We start from the raw sequence: 16,459 nt of genomic DNA on the forward strand, positions 1-16,459 counted from the left end.
AAGATAGATCCTCTGTATTCATGCAGGGGATCTGTGTATAGATGGAGGAGAAAAAGGTGAAGAAAATAGCAATTGTAACAGGGGCAACTCGTCTGAATGGAATTGGTGCAGCTGTATGCAAGGTGCTTGCTCAAAAGGGGATAGACATTTTTTTCACGTACTGGCCAAAGTATGATAAAGCGATGCCATGGGGAATGAGTGATCAAGAACCCTTTTTGCTGAAAAAGGAAATTGAAAGTTACGATGTTCGATGTGAAATGGCAGAAATCAATTTATCGCAGTCTTATTCGCCAAATCGTTTGTTTTATATGGTATCAGAACGGTTAGGTGATCCATCTATTCTAGTTAATAATGCAGTATATTCTACTCATACGAGAATTGAGGAATTAGATGTAGAGCAGTTGGATAAACATTATATAGTTAATATTCGGGCTACTATGCTATTAAGTTCATTGTTTATAAAACATTATTCACTTAAAACGGGCGGGAGTATTATTAATCTTACTTCAGGACAGTCAGTAGGTCCAATGCCAGATGAACTAGCATATGCAGCAACGAAAGGGGCAATTGAAGCATTTACAAAGTCAGTAGCACCAGTTGCGATGGAGAAGGGGATTACAGTGAATGCTGTAGATCCAGGACCGACGAATACAGGATGGATTACAGAGGAGCTGAAGCATCATTTAGTATGGAAGTTCCCGCAAGGTAAAGTAGGAGAACCGGTGGATGCTGCGCGCTTAATTTCTTTTTTAGTAAGTGAAGAAGCGAAATGGGTTACTGGGCAAGTCATTCACTCGAATGGTGGTTATTCATAAAAATATTATGTTAACAAATGTTGAGAAACAAAAAACGAAAGAAAATTTTATTTTTTTGTATAAATAAAATGTCAAGAAACATAAAAATTTGATAGAAGAGTATATCGTCATATGAAGATAGTAATTCTTAATGTGACAATATACTCTTTTTCTTTTACTTGCGAGTAGAAAAATGAAGTAGAAGAAACTCGAATATTAAAATGAGTTTATCAGTTTTTGTACGTATTATTATGAAGATTACTGTCGGAAAGATGGTAATTCGTATGAAAAGGGATTTTTTAAGGGGGAATCGAATCGTAAAGGGGAGGATAAATTATGTAAAACATAGGGGGATTTATATGAAAATGAAAAAGGTCGCTATCGCATCGATAACAATTGGTACTATGCTTACTATGGCAGCTTGTAGTCCTTCAGCAGATAAAGAAACGGAAAAGAAAGAGCAAGTAACTGCGCAAAATGATGGAGAAGCAAAAACGACAAGTGCAGATGAAGCGTCAAAAACAACGAAAGATACTGAAAAAGAAACAAATACTTCTTCAAATGAAAAAACAGATAAGGATGCAAAAAATACGAAAGAATCATCAGGAACAGAAAGTAATGGCAAAACGTCAACTCAAAACGAGAATGTAAAAACAAAAGAAAAAGAGACGACAGGAAAAACGAATGATCAAACGACTAGCGGGAAAACAACAGATTCAAGCACAAGTACAAACAATAACGGAAAGACAACGAAAGATCCGAAGAAAAGTGTTGCTGTGAAAACGAATGTTAAAGAAGTTGTAGCATTAATTGATAGCTTGGACAAGCAGTTAGCTGCTAATCCGAAATTGGAAACAGTGAATAAGCTTGGCAAACAAATTAATGAAAAGTGGGATGTGATTGAAAAAGAGCTAGAGGCATCACATCCGACGGATTCTAAAACAATCGGTCAAAGTATGTATCCGTTAATTGTAGGAGCGGAGAAAGAAAAAATCGATATTAATAAAATGAAATCTTTAACGACGAAAACGAAAAAAGATTTAAATCAGTTATTGACGAAACTTTCGTAGTTTCAAAAGCCTACTCGTGTGAGTAGGCCTTTTTTGGTTGTTATACTGTGCATAGTATAACTTATTTATTTTCATTTTCAATTACGATGCGAAAAGAACTGAATGCTTGTTGACTGACATAATCTTCTTCGCTAACTTTAAAAGGAAATGGAAAAGCGACGAGTTGAAAATTACTTTCCTGATCCACTGAAGGCAATATGAAATTAAAGATTTGCCTCGTTTCAGGTGCAACTTTAGTATAAACGACTTTTCTATTGTTAAATATTTCAACTTGTTTCCAATCTTTAAAAGCCACGATTGCGTAAGTCATTTCATCATTCGTTTCATTACCGTTTGATAGGGTTAATTGCTTGCCTTCCTTTTCAAAGAAGACAGTTTGTAAGTTCTCTTCACGGTTCGTAACAAATAATGGTTCGTAAAGACCATCTTTTAAAATAGCATCTGGATCTATAAGGGAGAGTTTTATTTTTTCGCTTTCTTTCTGAGGAGGATGCATTGAGTATCGCATACTTAGAATATCTTCTAAAATAGCTGCTTTATTTAAGTTATTATCTTTTAATTTGTATTCAGGTTTTTTAATTATTAAAAAGGTTAATTCACTTGCATTAGGAGAAGTGTGTAAAGAGATTTTCGTAGTCATTGAGCTGTTTGGTTTCATATCAAAAAAATAGTGTGATATTTCATTAGTAGTATCTTCTATTTTAAAAGGTTTTTGTTCGTAATCTTCTAGAACAATTAATCCATATTTTCGGTTTTCGTTAATAGTATGTACGAATGATAATGATACATTAATTTTATTATTCTCACTAGTAATTGTGCTACCGTTGTTAATATGTTGGCCTTGATTATCCTTCAATCCGTAAGAAATAGTATTGGTTTGTTGCTCTCTCTTATTTTCTTTAGAAGGTGGATGAGGTTGTATGATTGAAGTATTGAACAAAATATAAATTGTAAGTAATGAAATGAGTAAAACACCGATAATAATATATATTTGTTTCATAAATAGCACCTCAATATATGTAAAGTATTAGAGAAAAAAGATATGCAAGATGCATATCTTTTTTCTCTTTCTTACCAGAAGGCTTTTGTTTCGTGATTCACATCATTATAACCACTTAATTTATAGGTATGATTACCGATAGCGTAATCATCTCCATAATAAACGCTTGTGTTGGTCGCTGTAGCACTGACAAAGGATGATTTTTTTGCACTATTACTTTTCGTATTTACTAATGAGCCATCGCCATTGAAAGTTCTTGCTTTTGCATAAACATAGTCTTCGGTCGTAGTTGATTTCGATTTAGCAACTGCATATGGGTTACCAAAAAAGGGAGTATATACGCTAATGTTAGAGTCATTCTTAGGTGCAGCTGCAACAGTCAAACTAGGAACACTAGATGTTTTTGTTGATTGAATTGTATCAAAGTCAACTAAAACGGGCTGCCTGTCTACAGTATCGACCTCTGAAGCACTTGCGTTATTAGTAAAACCAAAACCTAAAACCGCTAACCCTAAAGTTGTCACCGATAAAGATTTTTTCATATTCACTAATTTTCCCACCTTTTTAAATTTTTGAGTTCGAACTCAATTCATACAATATATGAAAATTTCGAAACTCTCAATGGTTTATCCCATACTTAACTTTTCTTTTACTTTCGATTCAACATGTCTTCATTTGCAAAAAAGCGAATATATCTTCTAATGCTTAGCCAGCAAGGGATACAGGTTTAATTTTATGAAATTCATGTAAATTTAAATCTATTCATGTCAGAATCTCTGTTATTTTTAAGTTCATATGGGAAACTTATTAAAAAAAGGATGGTGACAAAAATGACAATCGATCGAATTTGTACAATTGGACCCGCAAGTAATAATAAAGAAACATTAGCACAGTTAATAAAGAATGGTATGAAAATTGTTCGACTGAATTTATCGCATGGCACGCATGAAAGTCATAAAGACATCATTCGTTTAGTGAAATCATTAGATGACTCTATTAAATTTTTGGGTGATGTACAAGGACCTAAAATAAGATTAGGTGAAGTGAAAGGAGGGCAAATTACACTTCAGGCAGGAGATTCTTTTATTTTACATACACAACCAGTTACAGGGAGTAATACAGAAGCGAGTGTTGATTATGAAGGAATTGCGAATGATGTGAAAGTAGGCAGTAGAATTTTAATTAATGATGGAGAAGTTGAATTAATTGTTGAAAAGATAAGTACGGACAAAATAGAAACGAAGGTAAAAACAGGTGGCAATATCTCATCTCATAAAGGAGTTAATTTACCAGATGCGGCTGTTCGTTTACCAGCTATTACAGAGAAAGATAAAAAAGATATTCAGTTTCTTTTAGAGGAGAATGTTGATTTTATCGCATGTTCTTTCGTAAGAAAACCTAGTCATATAAAAGAAATACGAGATTTTATACAACAGTATAAAGAAACGTCACCTAATTTAATTGCAAAAATAGAAACGATGGAAGCAATCGAGAATTTTCAAGATATATGTAAAGAAGCAGATGGAATTATGATTGCAAGGGGCGATTTAGGAGTAGAGTTACCGTATCAATGCATTCCGCTTTTACAGAAAATGATGATTCAGGAATGTAATCGAACGAATACATATGTCATTACAGCAACACAAATGCTTCAATCTATGGTAGATCATTCTATTCCAACAAGAGCAGAGGTGACTGATGTGTTTCAAGCTGTACTGGACGGGACGAATGCAGTTATGCTTTCAGCTGAAAGTGCATCAGGAGAACATCCAATCGAAAGTGTGAGAACATTATGTCTCGTTTCAGAATTTGCGGAGCATGTTAAAAAAGATGGACCTTTTGCGATGAAAGATGTACTGGAGTTACTGCATAAATCACTGAATGAGTGATGAATAAAAAAAGAGGGTGGATATGCATCCCCCTCGTGTTTACTCTTGTTCTTGTTCATCTAAAATCTTATCAAAAGCAGCAGATACTTTATCAAACTCTTCATCATTTTCAATGTATGAAAACTCATTATCTTCTTCTACTTTTAAAAAGAAAATATCAATGTCTTCCTCAGTTTCTGTTTGGATATCTTCAACAAAGGCAACTGCAATATACTCTGCGCCTTCGACATCCATCGCTCCAAGTACTTCTACTTCTTGCTCTTCGTTATTCTCATCACTAAGAGTAAACACTTCGCCAACTTCAATATCAGACATATTCATTCTCCTCCTGTTCGACTCTAAAAATAGAGCACTCAAACTGTATACATACTAACATATCTTTCCATGAAAAACCAAATTCATACGTAAGAAAACAATTGATTCTTCTTTAGTATGAGTATACAGCTATTAGGAGCATTATTTGTCTGTGCTATATTACTTAATCCATTCAACAATTGTATCCATAGTCTGTCTTGTTTTATCACGCTTTGGCTCTTCTTTACGGTAACCAAAGGCAACCATAACTGATACTTCAAGATTATCGCCTTGTATAATGCCTTCTTGACGAAGTAAAGAATCTACTTCCTCTTTATCAAATCCTTCTATTGGACAAGAATCAATACCGATTTGAGCTGCGCTCGTCATCATATTACCTAAAGCGATATAAGATTGCTTGGATGCCCAATCAAATACAGCACGATCGGATTGTAATAAGTTAAAATCTGTTTCCTGGAACTTTTTGAAGAATTCATATCTAATTTTTTGAGTGTCTTCAGGCAATCCAATAATATCGTTCATCATATATTTAATATACTCTGCATCATAATGCATATCTTTAATGTTTCTTGAAAGAACAATAACAAAATGACTAGCTGTTGCAAGTTGCCCACCAGCGCCCCATGAATACGGTTGTAGTTTTTCTCTTAATTCTTTATTTTGTACGACAATAAATTTCCAAGGCTCATATCCAAAAGAAGAAGGAGATAATCTGCCTGTTTCTAAAATGAATTTGAAATCCTCTTCTGAAATTTTGTGCATAGGATCGAATTCTTTACATGCATGTCTGAAATGAAAAGCCTCCATAATTTTTTCTTTTGTAATTTCTTTTGTATTTGTCATAAAAGTTCCTCTTTTCATGAATTTATTTTTGTAAGTAAATTATATTTTTAAAGTAACATAGATACAAGTACGCACATTTATGTGGTATAGTATCAAAAAAGATACTAATGTTAAGGGAAGGGATTTATTATGGATTGTCCAAACGAAAATAATATAAATTACCCATTTTTAAATAAATATTCTTGTCCAGTTGAAGCTATGGTTGAGGTGATTGGAGGGAAATGGAAAGGGGTAATTTTGTATCATTTATTAGATGGTACAAAGCGGTTTAATGAATTAAAAAGATTAAAATCAAATATCACACAAAGAATGTTAACACTGCAGCTGAGAGAACTTGAAGCAGATGGCATCATACATCGCGAAGTATACCGTGAAGTGCCGCCAAAAGTAGAATATTCATTAACTGATCTTGGTGAATCTCTTCGTCCAATGATTCTATTAATGATGGAATGGGCAACTCATAATATGGAGAAGGTTTTGGAGAGTAGGAATACGAAAGATAATAATTAAGAGTTGAAATTGGTATAGACGAGATATGTGAAATAGTTGTAGAAATAAAAGGTGTTTCCATACGTGAAAACACCTTTTATTTCTATATTTTTACTTTTTAACTTCAACTGCTGAAGTTGGAAAGTTATTTAAGTTTGCAATTTGACCATACCAATCAGCATGTTTAAAAACAACACCTTTTCCATATCCTTCAGTTGAAGTACGTTCCCATAGTGTTGTTGAATAGCTAGCGGTAGGGGATGCTGTACGTACAGAAACAATTTGATTTTGCCAACTAGCAGACAAGTTTTTATAACCGCTACTTAGAGAAAAATACTCGCTACCTTGATTTGTGAGTTTATAGAAGTCTGTACTACCAGGTCCGCTTCCTCCAACACCAAGGGGAGTGATTGAATTATTCAACCTTTGTTTATCTTTTTCAATAAAAGACTCTAAACTTTCTTTGCTCGAAAATCCATAAGATAACCAGTCTCCATTTTGATTTTGTTTCGGTAGAACTAACGTTATTTTTACGTCTTCCTTTAATGGAGCACTCAATTTGTTAAACGAATCAACAGTCTTTTCATCTACAGTTACATATTCGAAAGAGGAAATCGTATAATCTTTTTCGGTACTAGCTGATACTGATCCCAGTCCTCCAGTTAACGACAAAACAGTTAATAATGCACCTGCTACCAACTTTTTCAGCATGGATTCATCTCCTTAAAACTTAGATTTTTTACATAACTAAAATGTATGTTAATTTGAATGTTTTATAAATATTTAGAAATTTATAAAAATTAAACAGAATATTCTTTTATTAGTCTTGAGTAAGGAAAGTAATTAAAAATGAAAAAAAGGTTTACTTAAAAAGTAAATCCTTTTTGCCAACCTATCTCAAAACTCTATGGATTAAAGTTTCATTTTATCCATCTATGAATCATACACTTCTTTTGCATTCATAGAAACAGCATCTAATAAAAGAAAAATGGCTGCTATAATATGTAGAAGGATTTCTATATAAGGAAAGAAGGCAACTAGAGTAACGATAATACCTATATAATGAGCGTACGTATTCATCCCTGCTTTTTTAGCTAATAAAATAGTAGTGATATGTAAAGCAATCAATAGTAGTAAAGGTAATCCATCTAGGTTAACAAGACTTGGAAATAAATAATAACAAGGAATTAATAAAAGATGATAGATTCCTGTGATCCACTTTAGTGCTTGTATGTAAGTTTTCAAAGTAAATCCTCCTAAAACAATATACATCTATATATTACTAAAAATAACAGGTAATTGGATATTATATAGTTTTAGTTTTAGTTTTAGTTTTAGTTTTAGGTAGCTTGTAATTATTTTATGTAAACTAATTATTGATTATCTATAAAATAGAAAAACCACCCAAACGAGGGTGGTTCGTATTATAAATAACTACTTAAAGAAGAAAGGGAGACCTTCACCTCACTACCTTCCTTCATATTTCTTAGCATAACGGTTTCTGTACTAAGTTCGTCTTCACCAATGATAAGCACATAAGGGATATTCTCTTTATTGGCATAATTAAGGGCACGTTTTAATTTGCGTCCTGCTAGTTCAAGTTCAACTTTTAAGGAAGTGGTAGAACGTAATTGCTGGGCAATTTGTAAGCATTGTAACTCTGTCCCGAGTGGGATGATAAATAGATCCGCTGTAGATGATATTGTTTCTTTCTGCGATAGTGCTGTATAAATAACGTCTAAACCGAATGAGATACCGACTGTTGGATAGTTCATATTATCACCACGGAATGCTCCGATAATGTTATCGTAACGGCCGCCACTACCTATGCTAGATGTAATTGAGCCATCTTTTAGGAAGATTTCATATACAGTCCCTGTATACATTGTGAGTCCTCTTGCTAAAAACGGATTGAATATCGTATTTTCATTTATTCCGAGAGCGATTAAATATTGCTGTAATTGTTGCAATTCGTTTACTCCATCGGCAACGAGTTGGTTATTGAAAGCTTCTTTAAAGTCAACAATTGTAAGCTTTAGACAAGATAATACAGTATTACATATTGTATCAGCCATTTCTTCAGAAATGCCGCGCTCTAATACATCTTTTCGTACACCATCAATCCCAATCTTTTCGATTTTGTCTAATGATAAAATGACGTCACTTGTTAATTCAGTAGGGATGTTAATGGCCTGAAGAATACCATTTAACAATTTTCGGTTATTATATTGGATCGTTATCTCTAAGTTTAATGTTTGGAACAGCTCAAACGCCATGCTCATGAGTTCCGCTTCTGCCATGACTGATTCTACACCGACTATATCAACGTCGCATTGTATAAATTCACGAAATCTTCCTTGTTTAATTGGCCCATCTCGAAATACTTTCCCAATTTCATAACGTTTAAAAGGGAGGCGAATATTCGGATTCATTGCCACAACTTTTGCGAATGGAATAGTTAAATCGTATCGTAAGGCAAGCTCACGTTTTCCCTGATCCTCAAGTGTATATATTTCTTTTAAAATTTCATCGCCACCGCCGTACTTGTAAGACATAAGCTCATACATATTTAACGTCGGTGTCTCTAACGGTTTGCATCCGTATCGTTCAAACGTATCTTCACAAGCCCTTTTAATTTTATTTCGCAGCACTTGCTCCTCTGGTAAATAGTCTTTTGTGCCTTTTACATTTTTCATTTCCATTGTAATCACTCCTATTTTAAAATTTAAAAAAGCTATGCGGGTATAAAAATACCCACATAGCTTTATGAACGCTTCGTGGGTCAACAGGAAAAGCCCTGTACCCACGAAGAAAAATTTTTCTTCGGATACACGGCGTTACGTATGATGATGAAGTTGGAAAGAAGTATTAAAATTTCGCATTACAAATCTCTCCTTAACATAAGTTTTTCCAAATTATATCAGATGATTTTTGAATTATCAATATTTTTAGTTTTGAAATATACGTGAAGTTATGTAGGAGAAATGGAAAAGGGTGTATAATAAAACTTAATAATATGAAATAACCTTTTAAGGAGAACGTTATGAAAAAAGATAAAACAAATGCGATGCGAATATTAGATAAAGAAAAAATTGAATATTCGATGATGTCATATGATCCAGACGATGGGAAAATTGATGGCATATCAGTAGCCGAGAAAATTGGACGAGAAGTGAGAGAAGTATATAAAACGTTAATCGCTCAAGGGAATAGTAAAAATTATCATGTGTTTATTATTCCGGTAGATGAGGAACTAAATTTAAAAGCTGCCGCAAAAGCAGTAAGTGAAAAGAAGATTGAAATGATTGCTGTGAAAGATATTACGAAAGTGTCAGGATATATTCGTGGCGGTTGTTCACCAGTCGGAATGAAGAAGTTATTTTCTACATGTATTGATGAAAGTGCCCAATCACTTGAAACGATGATAGTAAGTGGCGGGAAAATTGGAATACAAATTGAGCTTAAAGTAGATGACTTGGCGAAAGTGACGAGAGCGCAGTTTGGTGAAGTAACGAAGTAAATATACGTAGGAAAAGAAGTTCTGGTTTTATCCCGCTATTCGCCGGGCAATAAGTAAGACCCTCACCTCAAAATTCAGCGGAAGCAAAGAAATTAGGTGGGGATTAACTGCCCGTAAAAGCACGATTGGTGAGGGCTGATAATCAGTGGGGATGAACAAAACCCCCACTGATTAAAGTTTCACTTTATTGAATTTAGATAATAATTTATAGGATAGTTAGTCCATTATGGGGCTGATTGTCCTTTTTTATTTACAAACTGGATAAAGATTGAATGTTTAGTTTGATATAGGCATGTAATCTGAATTGTTTGTTTGGCTTTGGGAGAAGGTAAATCCTCGATGTAAGAACTTGAAATAAACAAGCAGAGTTTATTCTTAAAGATAGACAAAGAACCGGAGAGTGTTTTAATAAGGGGTCAAGAAATATCCATAAGAAAGCACAAGTTGGGGGATGCCAGTATTTTTGAAAAAGCACGCTAAGAGTATGAAAGATTTTATACAGTTTTTTGGCTAATCCAGTAACAAACAAGAACACTAAAACCGCGTTAGGATAGGAATGTATAAAAAATGTCTAGATTCATAGAACTAAAAAAGAAGTTTCACTTGTGAGAGCAGGGTTCTCCTTTTTCATTGCTACTGATAATGAGACGTTATGTTAACTATTTTTGAATATCGTATACAGACTAAAAACAGAGAAAACTTCCTGTTGTGTAGGGTATTTTTTCTGTTTTTTTGATGATAGTTGTTAGCTGATGTCTCACATTTCAAAAAAACAACTTTTTTGTTTGCTTGTCCACACCATTTCACCTCTTTGTGAATTTTATAGTATTAAAGGAGGTGAAAAGAATGAATGAAGATATTATTTCAATTGGAGCAAATTGTATAGTGAGAATTAGAAACAGATTCTTTCTTCTAGTAGAAATTGAAGTGGAAGTTGGAAATGTAGCCATAGAGGAATTTGTTTTTATTCGAATATCTGAGCAAGAAGCTAGAACATTGTTAGCAGGGGGTATTCAACGTTGTACTATTTCCAATTGTATTCCTAGGTCTCATGATGATTTAGAAGTAGAATTCATTTGTGTTTTAATCGTAGGTGGGGAAGCATTTGCGGTTTTTGATGTAGAAGACGATGTTGATGAAGCTGTACTTGTTCCAATTTCATTAAGAGAAGCCGAGCGTTTAATCTGTAGAGGAGCAAGACGATGTACAGTTATTAATAGATAAGAGTAAGCCTTTTGGGTACTAAAGAGGTTTCATTTTGTGTGGCTTCTTGTAAGAATGATTATGTAAATATGAATATCCTCCAGAGTACTTAACTGGAGGATATTTTTTAGACTTCTAGATGTATTAACTACTGATAATGAGACGTTATATTAATTAGGTTTGGATATTGTATACATCGTCTTTTCTTCAACTAAGAGTGCAGATTCATACAGTAAAAATTACTTTTTTAACTATAAAATAAGAAGAAATGAACCTATATTACTACTGATAGAGCTATGTTATAATGAAAATAAGGGTTTTATCCTTATTTTCATTATATAGGAGAGTGTTGAACATGATTATCAAGTTCATTCGTTTACGTTAATTTTAAACACAATTCGTTATGCCTGACTATTTTTTTCAAAATGTGTGGGTTTATTTGGTTGTGTCTTTTTTATTAACTAAATACGAATGAAATGAGGAGTTAATCATGACTGAAAAGATTATTAAAATTAATAAAATTGATATATGTACAGAGAGCTTTGGAAATTCAGCAGATCCAGCAGTCTTACTAATTATGGGAGCCATGTGTTCAATGGTTTATTGGGATGAGGAATTTTGTCAACAATTAGCTGATACGGGCCGATATGTTATTCGTTATGATAATAGAGATGTCGGACGGTCAACTACTTATGAACCGGGGAGTTCCCACTATACTGTGGTAGATATGGCTGATGATGCGATTGGGGTACTCGATGCATATCATATTGACGAAGCACATATTGTTGGAATGTCATTGGGTGGAATGATTGCTCAAATTGTAGCCTTAAGGAACCCTGAGAGAGTTATAAGTATAACTTTGATTGCATCAGGTATTTTTGGTTCTGAAGATAACGACCGAAATTTGCCTCCGATCGATGAAAAGATACTCGCTTACCATACTAATGCGGCCAAACTAAATTGGTCGGATGAAGAATCTGTTGCAAATTACTTGGTTGCAGGATCAGCATTACTTTGTGGTTCAAAGCATAAATTCGATAAGAAGAGGGCTTATAAGCAGGTAGAAAACGAAATAAAACGGGCAAATAATCTACTCAGTATGTTTAATCATTCCCTTCTTAAAGGTGAGGATTCTTATGAGGGGAGATTAAAAGAAATCAATATACCTACTTTGGTTATCCATGGTACAGAAGATACAGTGCTTTCATACGAGCATGGTCTTGCTCTTGTTAATGAAATACCGCATGCTGTGTTACTACCCTTAGAAGGATCGGGTCACGAGATTCACTGTGACGATTGGAATCATATAATCAACGCTATTTTGAATCATACTTCAGTCCTGTAATCATTATAGAAATCGTATAAAACAAAAAATATTTGGAAAAAGGGTTACAATCGAATCTGTAACCCTTTTTTTCTATTAAAAATCAATTTTAGAACTGTTACTCATGTAAAGAATAGTAATACGCTTGGTTATTGGTATTCACTTCCAATAATGAAAATTATGTAAATAAGCTGTTCACTGGATTCCCATAGAAAACTGTGGTGAGATGAGATTTTTGATTTTGAAGTACTTCAAAATCTTAGCTAGATGGCTATGTAGCGGTACCCACATTAAAAATGCAGGAACATATCAAATATGTTCCTGCATTTAATTTTATTAAGTTTAATATCCATGATCTAAATATAATAGAATTTGGAGCTTCTTTTTATTTTAAATAAATTGGGTAATTAGATTATAACGTTAATGTGTACGATTGAATATCATAATAATATAATGGAGGTGATGTTATATGGCTCTTACTACAGGCCCAATTGAAAACGTAGGCAATCAACCTGCTAATGCAAATAGAGTTAGGGTGAAGATCCTTAACCGTACTGCTGGCCCACTTACTGGAGTAGCTAGAGTTTTTAGACTTGACGGTTCATTAGTATTAATTGAACAGGTAAACTTCAATGTAAATTCTAATGCTTCTACTTTTGCAACTCTAAGTTTAGTTCATCCTGCTCTTGGACAAGCATTTGAATATGAAGTTCAAATTGTTCCTAATCAACCTGGTGGACTATATAGTGTTTATGGACTAACAGCTGACAGTGTTATCATTACTGCACAACGTATTGTGAACTCAGAATTGACACAGTTTCTTTAATTAAAATAGATTGGTGCCTACATGGTATCCAATCTATTTTTGTACGTATTATTCAGAGAAAGAAAGGTTTTACACAAAAATAAAGACAGTTATGGAAAAAGGAAAAGTCGAGCTATCATCTTGATTTTTATCCCGCTATTTGCCGGGCAGTAAGACCACCACTTCAAAATTCAGCGGAAGCAAAGAAGTTAGGTGAGGGAGGAACGAAATCCCACTGATTAAAGTTTCACTTTATCTGTTTTGTGGCACGGTTTTCTTTGAATGCTTTTTATTCAAACTGTTTTTTTTTAGTATTTATCAAATATGCATTATTGCATAAATTAATTTAAATTTATAAGTTAATATTAAACTACTTTTTAATTGTAAAGAATATTTTAATAATCTTTACGGGAGAAGGATATTTCTTGTGAAAAGTAAAATTGTTTGGAAAGTAGATAAACAAAAAGTTTGGAAATGATATAAACTCAATAGAGTTTTGTATTAAATAAAAAGAAAAGGGTGGGTATGGGTTTCTAAAAGTTTTGGGGGAGAAAGCATTTTTTAGTTAGTAGCTTCAAATTATATTTTAAAGGGGAATGGGTATATGAAGTTTCGAAATACAAAGATTGCTATGATTACACTATCTTCATTTTTTATTTTAGGTTCTGCATCTCTATCATTCACAGATACTATACACGGTGAAGTAGCTTCTGCATCAGCACAAGAGATTATTGTAAAAAGTTATGACGATACATATTATAATAACGCAATAGGAAAAACGGGCTTAGAATTAAAGAAGGAACTGCATAATATTATTGATAATCATACAAAGTTATCATACAGTGCGGTTTGGGAAGCACTAAGAGATACTGATGAAGATCCAAATAATAAAAATAATGTGATACTCTTATATACTGGTCGTTCGCAAGGGAAGCTTACGAATGGATCAGGAGTAAATAACTGGAACCGTGAGCATGTTTGGGCAAAATCTCACGGTGACTTTGGAACGACTGCAGGACCTGGAACAGATCTACATCATTTAAGAGCGACGGATGTATCTGTAAATAGTTCACGAGGGAATTTAGATTTTGATAATGGTGGTGTGAATCATTCTGAAGCGACAGAATGTAAATATGATAGTGATTCTTGGGAACCTCGTGATAGTGTAAAAGGAGATATTGCTAGAATGCTGTTTTATATGGCTGTTCGTTACGAGGGGGACAACGGCGAAATAGATTTAGAACTAAATGAAAAAGTGAATAACAATAAAGATCCATACATGGGGAAACTATCGGTTTTATTAAAATGGAATGAACAAGACCCGGTCGATGATTTAGAGCGAAAGCGTAATGAAGTGATTTTTACAAAATATCAACATAACCGCAATCCTTTTATTGATCATCCTGAATGGGTAAATAAAATTTGGAACTAAGATTTTTAAAGGTATTATATTTTGATAGAAGGGATTGATCATTATGATCAATCCCTTCTTATATTTTTACTAGAATAAATGATTTTTATAGGATTGAAGAGGAGAATAGGATAGATATTTTATCAAGTTAATTATATATGGGTATTTTAGTACGGTCCCCACTCAATATTCACCCCAACAATAAGAAAAACAAGTCCAATGATAAACCAAATGAGTGCAAGTGGAGCCATGAAACGAATCCATTTTCCATAAGAAATCCCGCTTGCTGCGAGAACGCCCATTAAAACACCGGAAGTTGGATTTAAGCAGTTTACTACACCTTCCCCAAGCATAACAGCCTGTACTGTAACTTGGCGTGTAATGTGCATGAAATCAGCTAATGGAGCTAATATCGGAATAAAAATAACCGATTCTCCTGTCCCGGATGAAATAAGGAAATGTAATGCAGCACTACTTACGTACATACCGATAACGCCAAATACAGGGCTTTGTCCTTCAAGAGACTGTGCGAGTTGGTTAACGATAGTATCAAGTAATTTGCCTTGTTCTAAAATGACTGAAATACAACGAGCCATTCCAACGATTAGAGCACCGTAGATAAGATTTTGGCAGCCAGTTAGAAAAGTAGATGCGATATCGTTTGCTTTCATACCACCTATTATTCCGGCTGTAATTGCTATGAAAATAAAAGTAGCGGTCATTTCTGCGTCCGTCCAATGTAGACGAAAAGCGCCTATTAAAAATGCAATTAATGATAAAGCTGAAACGAGTAAAATTAATTTATGACGTATCGTCCAAGGGACTTCTTTTTTCTCTGTTTCTTTTTCGCTTGAAAGAGCGTTACTGGGAAACCAGTTGTCGCCAAGGATGCTTCCTTTATTTGATTTTTTCAAGCGTTTTACATACCAATTTATATAAAGGATAGTGGCAAGTAAAAAAGATATATAGATTGCGGTGCGTAAACCAATCCCGGAAAACATCGGAAGTTCTGCGATCTTTTGTGAAATGCCTAAAGGTGAGGGAGATAAAATAGTAGCATTAAAACCAGCATAAGTACCTAAATAAATAATTGCTACACCGACGATAGCGTCCCATTTTAACGTGCGTGCAACGATGATGCCGATGGGGATAAAACCGATAACTGAGTTAACGATAATACCAGTCGTTCCAAGAATAGAAAAAAGCGCAGCAACTATACAAATGAAAAGTAATTGCTGATTACGAAATTTGTTAATAACATGATAGATTAAACCGTCAAGAGCACCTGTTTTTTCAAGAATTGCAATGGCTCCACCTGTAAATAAAATTAGAAAGATAATAGGAGCAGCAAGTGTCATTCCTTTTTCAATAGCGGTAAAAAAAGAAACAAATCCTACGGGTGATTGCGGAACAGAATGGTAGCTACCTGGTATTGTCGTTGTAACGGTCCCGTTTGTAACCCTTTTAAATTCTCCAGCAGGAACGAAGTACGTAGCAATGGCGCAAAGTAAGGCAATAAAAAATAGTAGTACGTACGCATCAGGCATTTTAAACTTTGGTTTACTAGGTTGTTTTTTGCCTCAGTTTGTATTTGCATAAAATCCCTCCTTCTTCACTTTGTTAATTTTTAATATTCTGAATTTAATCTGTGAAATAGATTATAATAAAGGTAGCTTCTTAAGGCAATAGTTTTTGTATCCTTTCCCGTACATACAAATTATTGCAATATTAGACAGGGAAACGATAATAAGCCAAGAATATGTTATGTAGAAAGAAAAAGGAAAAGAGGGAACAAG

Annotated in this window: 17 protein-coding genes; 9 read left to right on the forward strand and 8 right to left on the reverse strand. The window is 33.9% G+C overall.

Features of this window, described 5'->3' with window-relative positions; all coding sequences use genetic code 11:
• The first annotated feature begins 56 nt into the window (after positions 1-56).
• Positions 57-815: an SDR family oxidoreductase gene (locus tag DN400_RS01635; protein WP_098868218.1), complete on the forward strand. Its 759-nt coding sequence runs from the start codon at positions 57-59 to the stop codon at positions 813-815.
• 338 nt (positions 816-1,153) lie between these two features.
• A complete protein-coding gene (locus DN400_RS01640; protein WP_000782546.1) occupies positions 1,154-1,864 on the forward strand; it encodes a hypothetical protein in 711 nt (236 codons plus the stop codon).
• A gap of 61 nt (positions 1,865-1,925) precedes the next feature.
• Here the strand turns inward: DN400_RS01640 and DN400_RS01645 are convergent, their stop codons facing one another.
• Both DN400_RS01645 and DN400_RS01650 read right to left on the reverse strand, forming a co-directional pair.
• Positions 1,926-2,864 carry a hypothetical protein gene (locus DN400_RS01645; RefSeq protein WP_147801497.1) on the reverse strand — a complete coding sequence of 313 codons (939 nt, stop codon included), beginning with the start codon at positions 2,862-2,864 and terminating at the stop codon, positions 1,926-1,928.
• 71 nt (positions 2,865-2,935) lie between these two features.
• Positions 2,936-3,412: a hypothetical protein gene (locus DN400_RS01650; protein ID WP_001056361.1), complete on the reverse strand. Its 477-nt coding sequence runs from the start codon at positions 3,410-3,412 to the stop codon at positions 2,936-2,938.
• 282 nt (positions 3,413-3,694) lie between these two features.
• Between DN400_RS01650 and DN400_RS01655 the strand changes: the two genes are divergently transcribed.
• Positions 3,695-4,753 (forward strand): pyruvate kinase, encoded by a 1,059-nt coding sequence (locus tag DN400_RS01655; protein ID WP_000151085.1) that lies wholly within the window; start codon positions 3,695-3,697, stop codon positions 4,751-4,753.
• 39 nt (positions 4,754-4,792) lie between these two features.
• Here DN400_RS01655 and DN400_RS01660 read toward each other — a convergent pair whose 3' ends face one another.
• Both DN400_RS01660 and DN400_RS01665 read right to left on the reverse strand, forming a co-directional pair.
• The gene (locus DN400_RS01660) at positions 4,793-5,074 is read right to left on the reverse strand and encodes a DUF1292 domain-containing protein (protein ID WP_025118598.1); all 282 of its coding nucleotides are present in this window, start codon (positions 5,072-5,074) and stop codon (positions 4,793-4,795) included.
• A gap of 153 nt (positions 5,075-5,227) precedes the next feature.
• Positions 5,228-5,911: an NAD(P)H-dependent oxidoreductase gene (locus DN400_RS01665; protein ID WP_000185605.1), complete on the reverse strand. Its 684-nt coding sequence runs from the start codon at positions 5,909-5,911 to the stop codon at positions 5,228-5,230.
• Positions 5,912-6,040: 129 nt separating this feature from the next.
• Here DN400_RS01665 and DN400_RS01670 point away from each other — a divergent pair, with 129 nt between their 5' ends.
• Complete coding sequence (locus DN400_RS01670; protein WP_147801498.1) at positions 6,041-6,421, forward strand: winged helix-turn-helix transcriptional regulator; 381 nt, start codon at positions 6,041-6,043, stop codon at positions 6,419-6,421.
• A 90-nt stretch (positions 6,422-6,511) separates the two neighbouring features.
• On the opposite strand, the gene DN400_RS01675 is transcribed toward DN400_RS01670, so the two are convergent.
• The 3 genes from DN400_RS01675 to DN400_RS01685 all read right to left on the reverse strand — a co-directional run bounded on the left by DN400_RS01675 (position 6,512) and on the right by DN400_RS01685 (position 9,102).
• Positions 6,512-7,111, reverse strand: coding sequence for a hypothetical protein (locus tag DN400_RS01675; RefSeq protein WP_000914418.1), 600 nt, complete (start codon positions 7,109-7,111; stop codon positions 6,512-6,514).
• A 222-nt stretch (positions 7,112-7,333) separates the two neighbouring features.
• A complete protein-coding gene (locus DN400_RS01680) occupies positions 7,334-7,645 on the reverse strand; it encodes a hypothetical protein (protein WP_000860701.1) in 312 nt (103 codons plus the stop codon).
• Between the two features lie 179 nt (positions 7,646-7,824).
• On the reverse strand, positions 7,825-9,102 hold the full coding sequence (locus DN400_RS01685) for a histidine--tRNA ligase (protein ID WP_098015238.1): 1,278 nt from the start codon (positions 9,100-9,102) through the stop codon (positions 7,825-7,827).
• A gap of 341 nt (positions 9,103-9,443) precedes the next feature.
• On the opposite strand from DN400_RS01685, the gene ybaK reads away from it, so the two are divergent.
• The 5 genes from ybaK (at position 9,444) to DN400_RS01710 (ending at position 14,684) form a co-directional block, all read left to right on the forward strand.
• On the forward strand, positions 9,444-9,920 hold the full coding sequence (gene ybaK / locus DN400_RS01690) for a Cys-tRNA(Pro) deacylase (RefSeq protein WP_147801499.1): 477 nt from the start codon (positions 9,444-9,446) through the stop codon (positions 9,918-9,920).
• Positions 9,921-10,766: 846 nt separating this feature from the next.
• Positions 10,767-11,144, forward strand: coding sequence for a hypothetical protein (locus DN400_RS01695; protein ID WP_001001284.1), 378 nt, complete (start codon positions 10,767-10,769; stop codon positions 11,142-11,144).
• A gap of 469 nt (positions 11,145-11,613) precedes the next feature.
• Complete coding sequence (mle, locus tag DN400_RS01700; protein WP_025708764.1) at positions 11,614-12,468, forward strand: alpha/beta fold macrolide esterase; 855 nt, start codon at positions 11,614-11,616, stop codon at positions 12,466-12,468.
• 448 nt (positions 12,469-12,916) lie between these two features.
• Positions 12,917-13,273 carry a hypothetical protein gene (locus DN400_RS01705; protein ID WP_001229424.1) on the forward strand — a complete coding sequence of 119 codons (357 nt, stop codon included), beginning with the start codon at positions 12,917-12,919 and terminating at the stop codon, positions 13,271-13,273.
• A 583-nt stretch (positions 13,274-13,856) separates the two neighbouring features.
• Entirely contained in the window at positions 13,857-14,684 is an 828-nt protein-coding gene (locus tag DN400_RS01710) for an endonuclease I family protein (protein WP_000672183.1), read from the forward strand.
• A 146-nt stretch (positions 14,685-14,830) separates the two neighbouring features.
• Here the strand turns inward: DN400_RS01710 and DN400_RS01715 are convergent, their stop codons facing one another.
• Entirely contained in the window at positions 14,831-16,210 is a 1,380-nt protein-coding gene (locus DN400_RS01715) for a YfcC family protein (protein WP_147801500.1), read from the reverse strand.
• Positions 16,211-16,459: the final 249 nt, after the last annotated feature.

Origin of the sequence: Bacillus sp. AR8-1 (assembly GCF_008042345.1) — a bacterium.
Taxonomy (GTDB): domain Bacteria; phylum Bacillota; class Bacilli; order Bacillales; family Bacillaceae_G; genus Bacillus_A; species Bacillus_A cereus.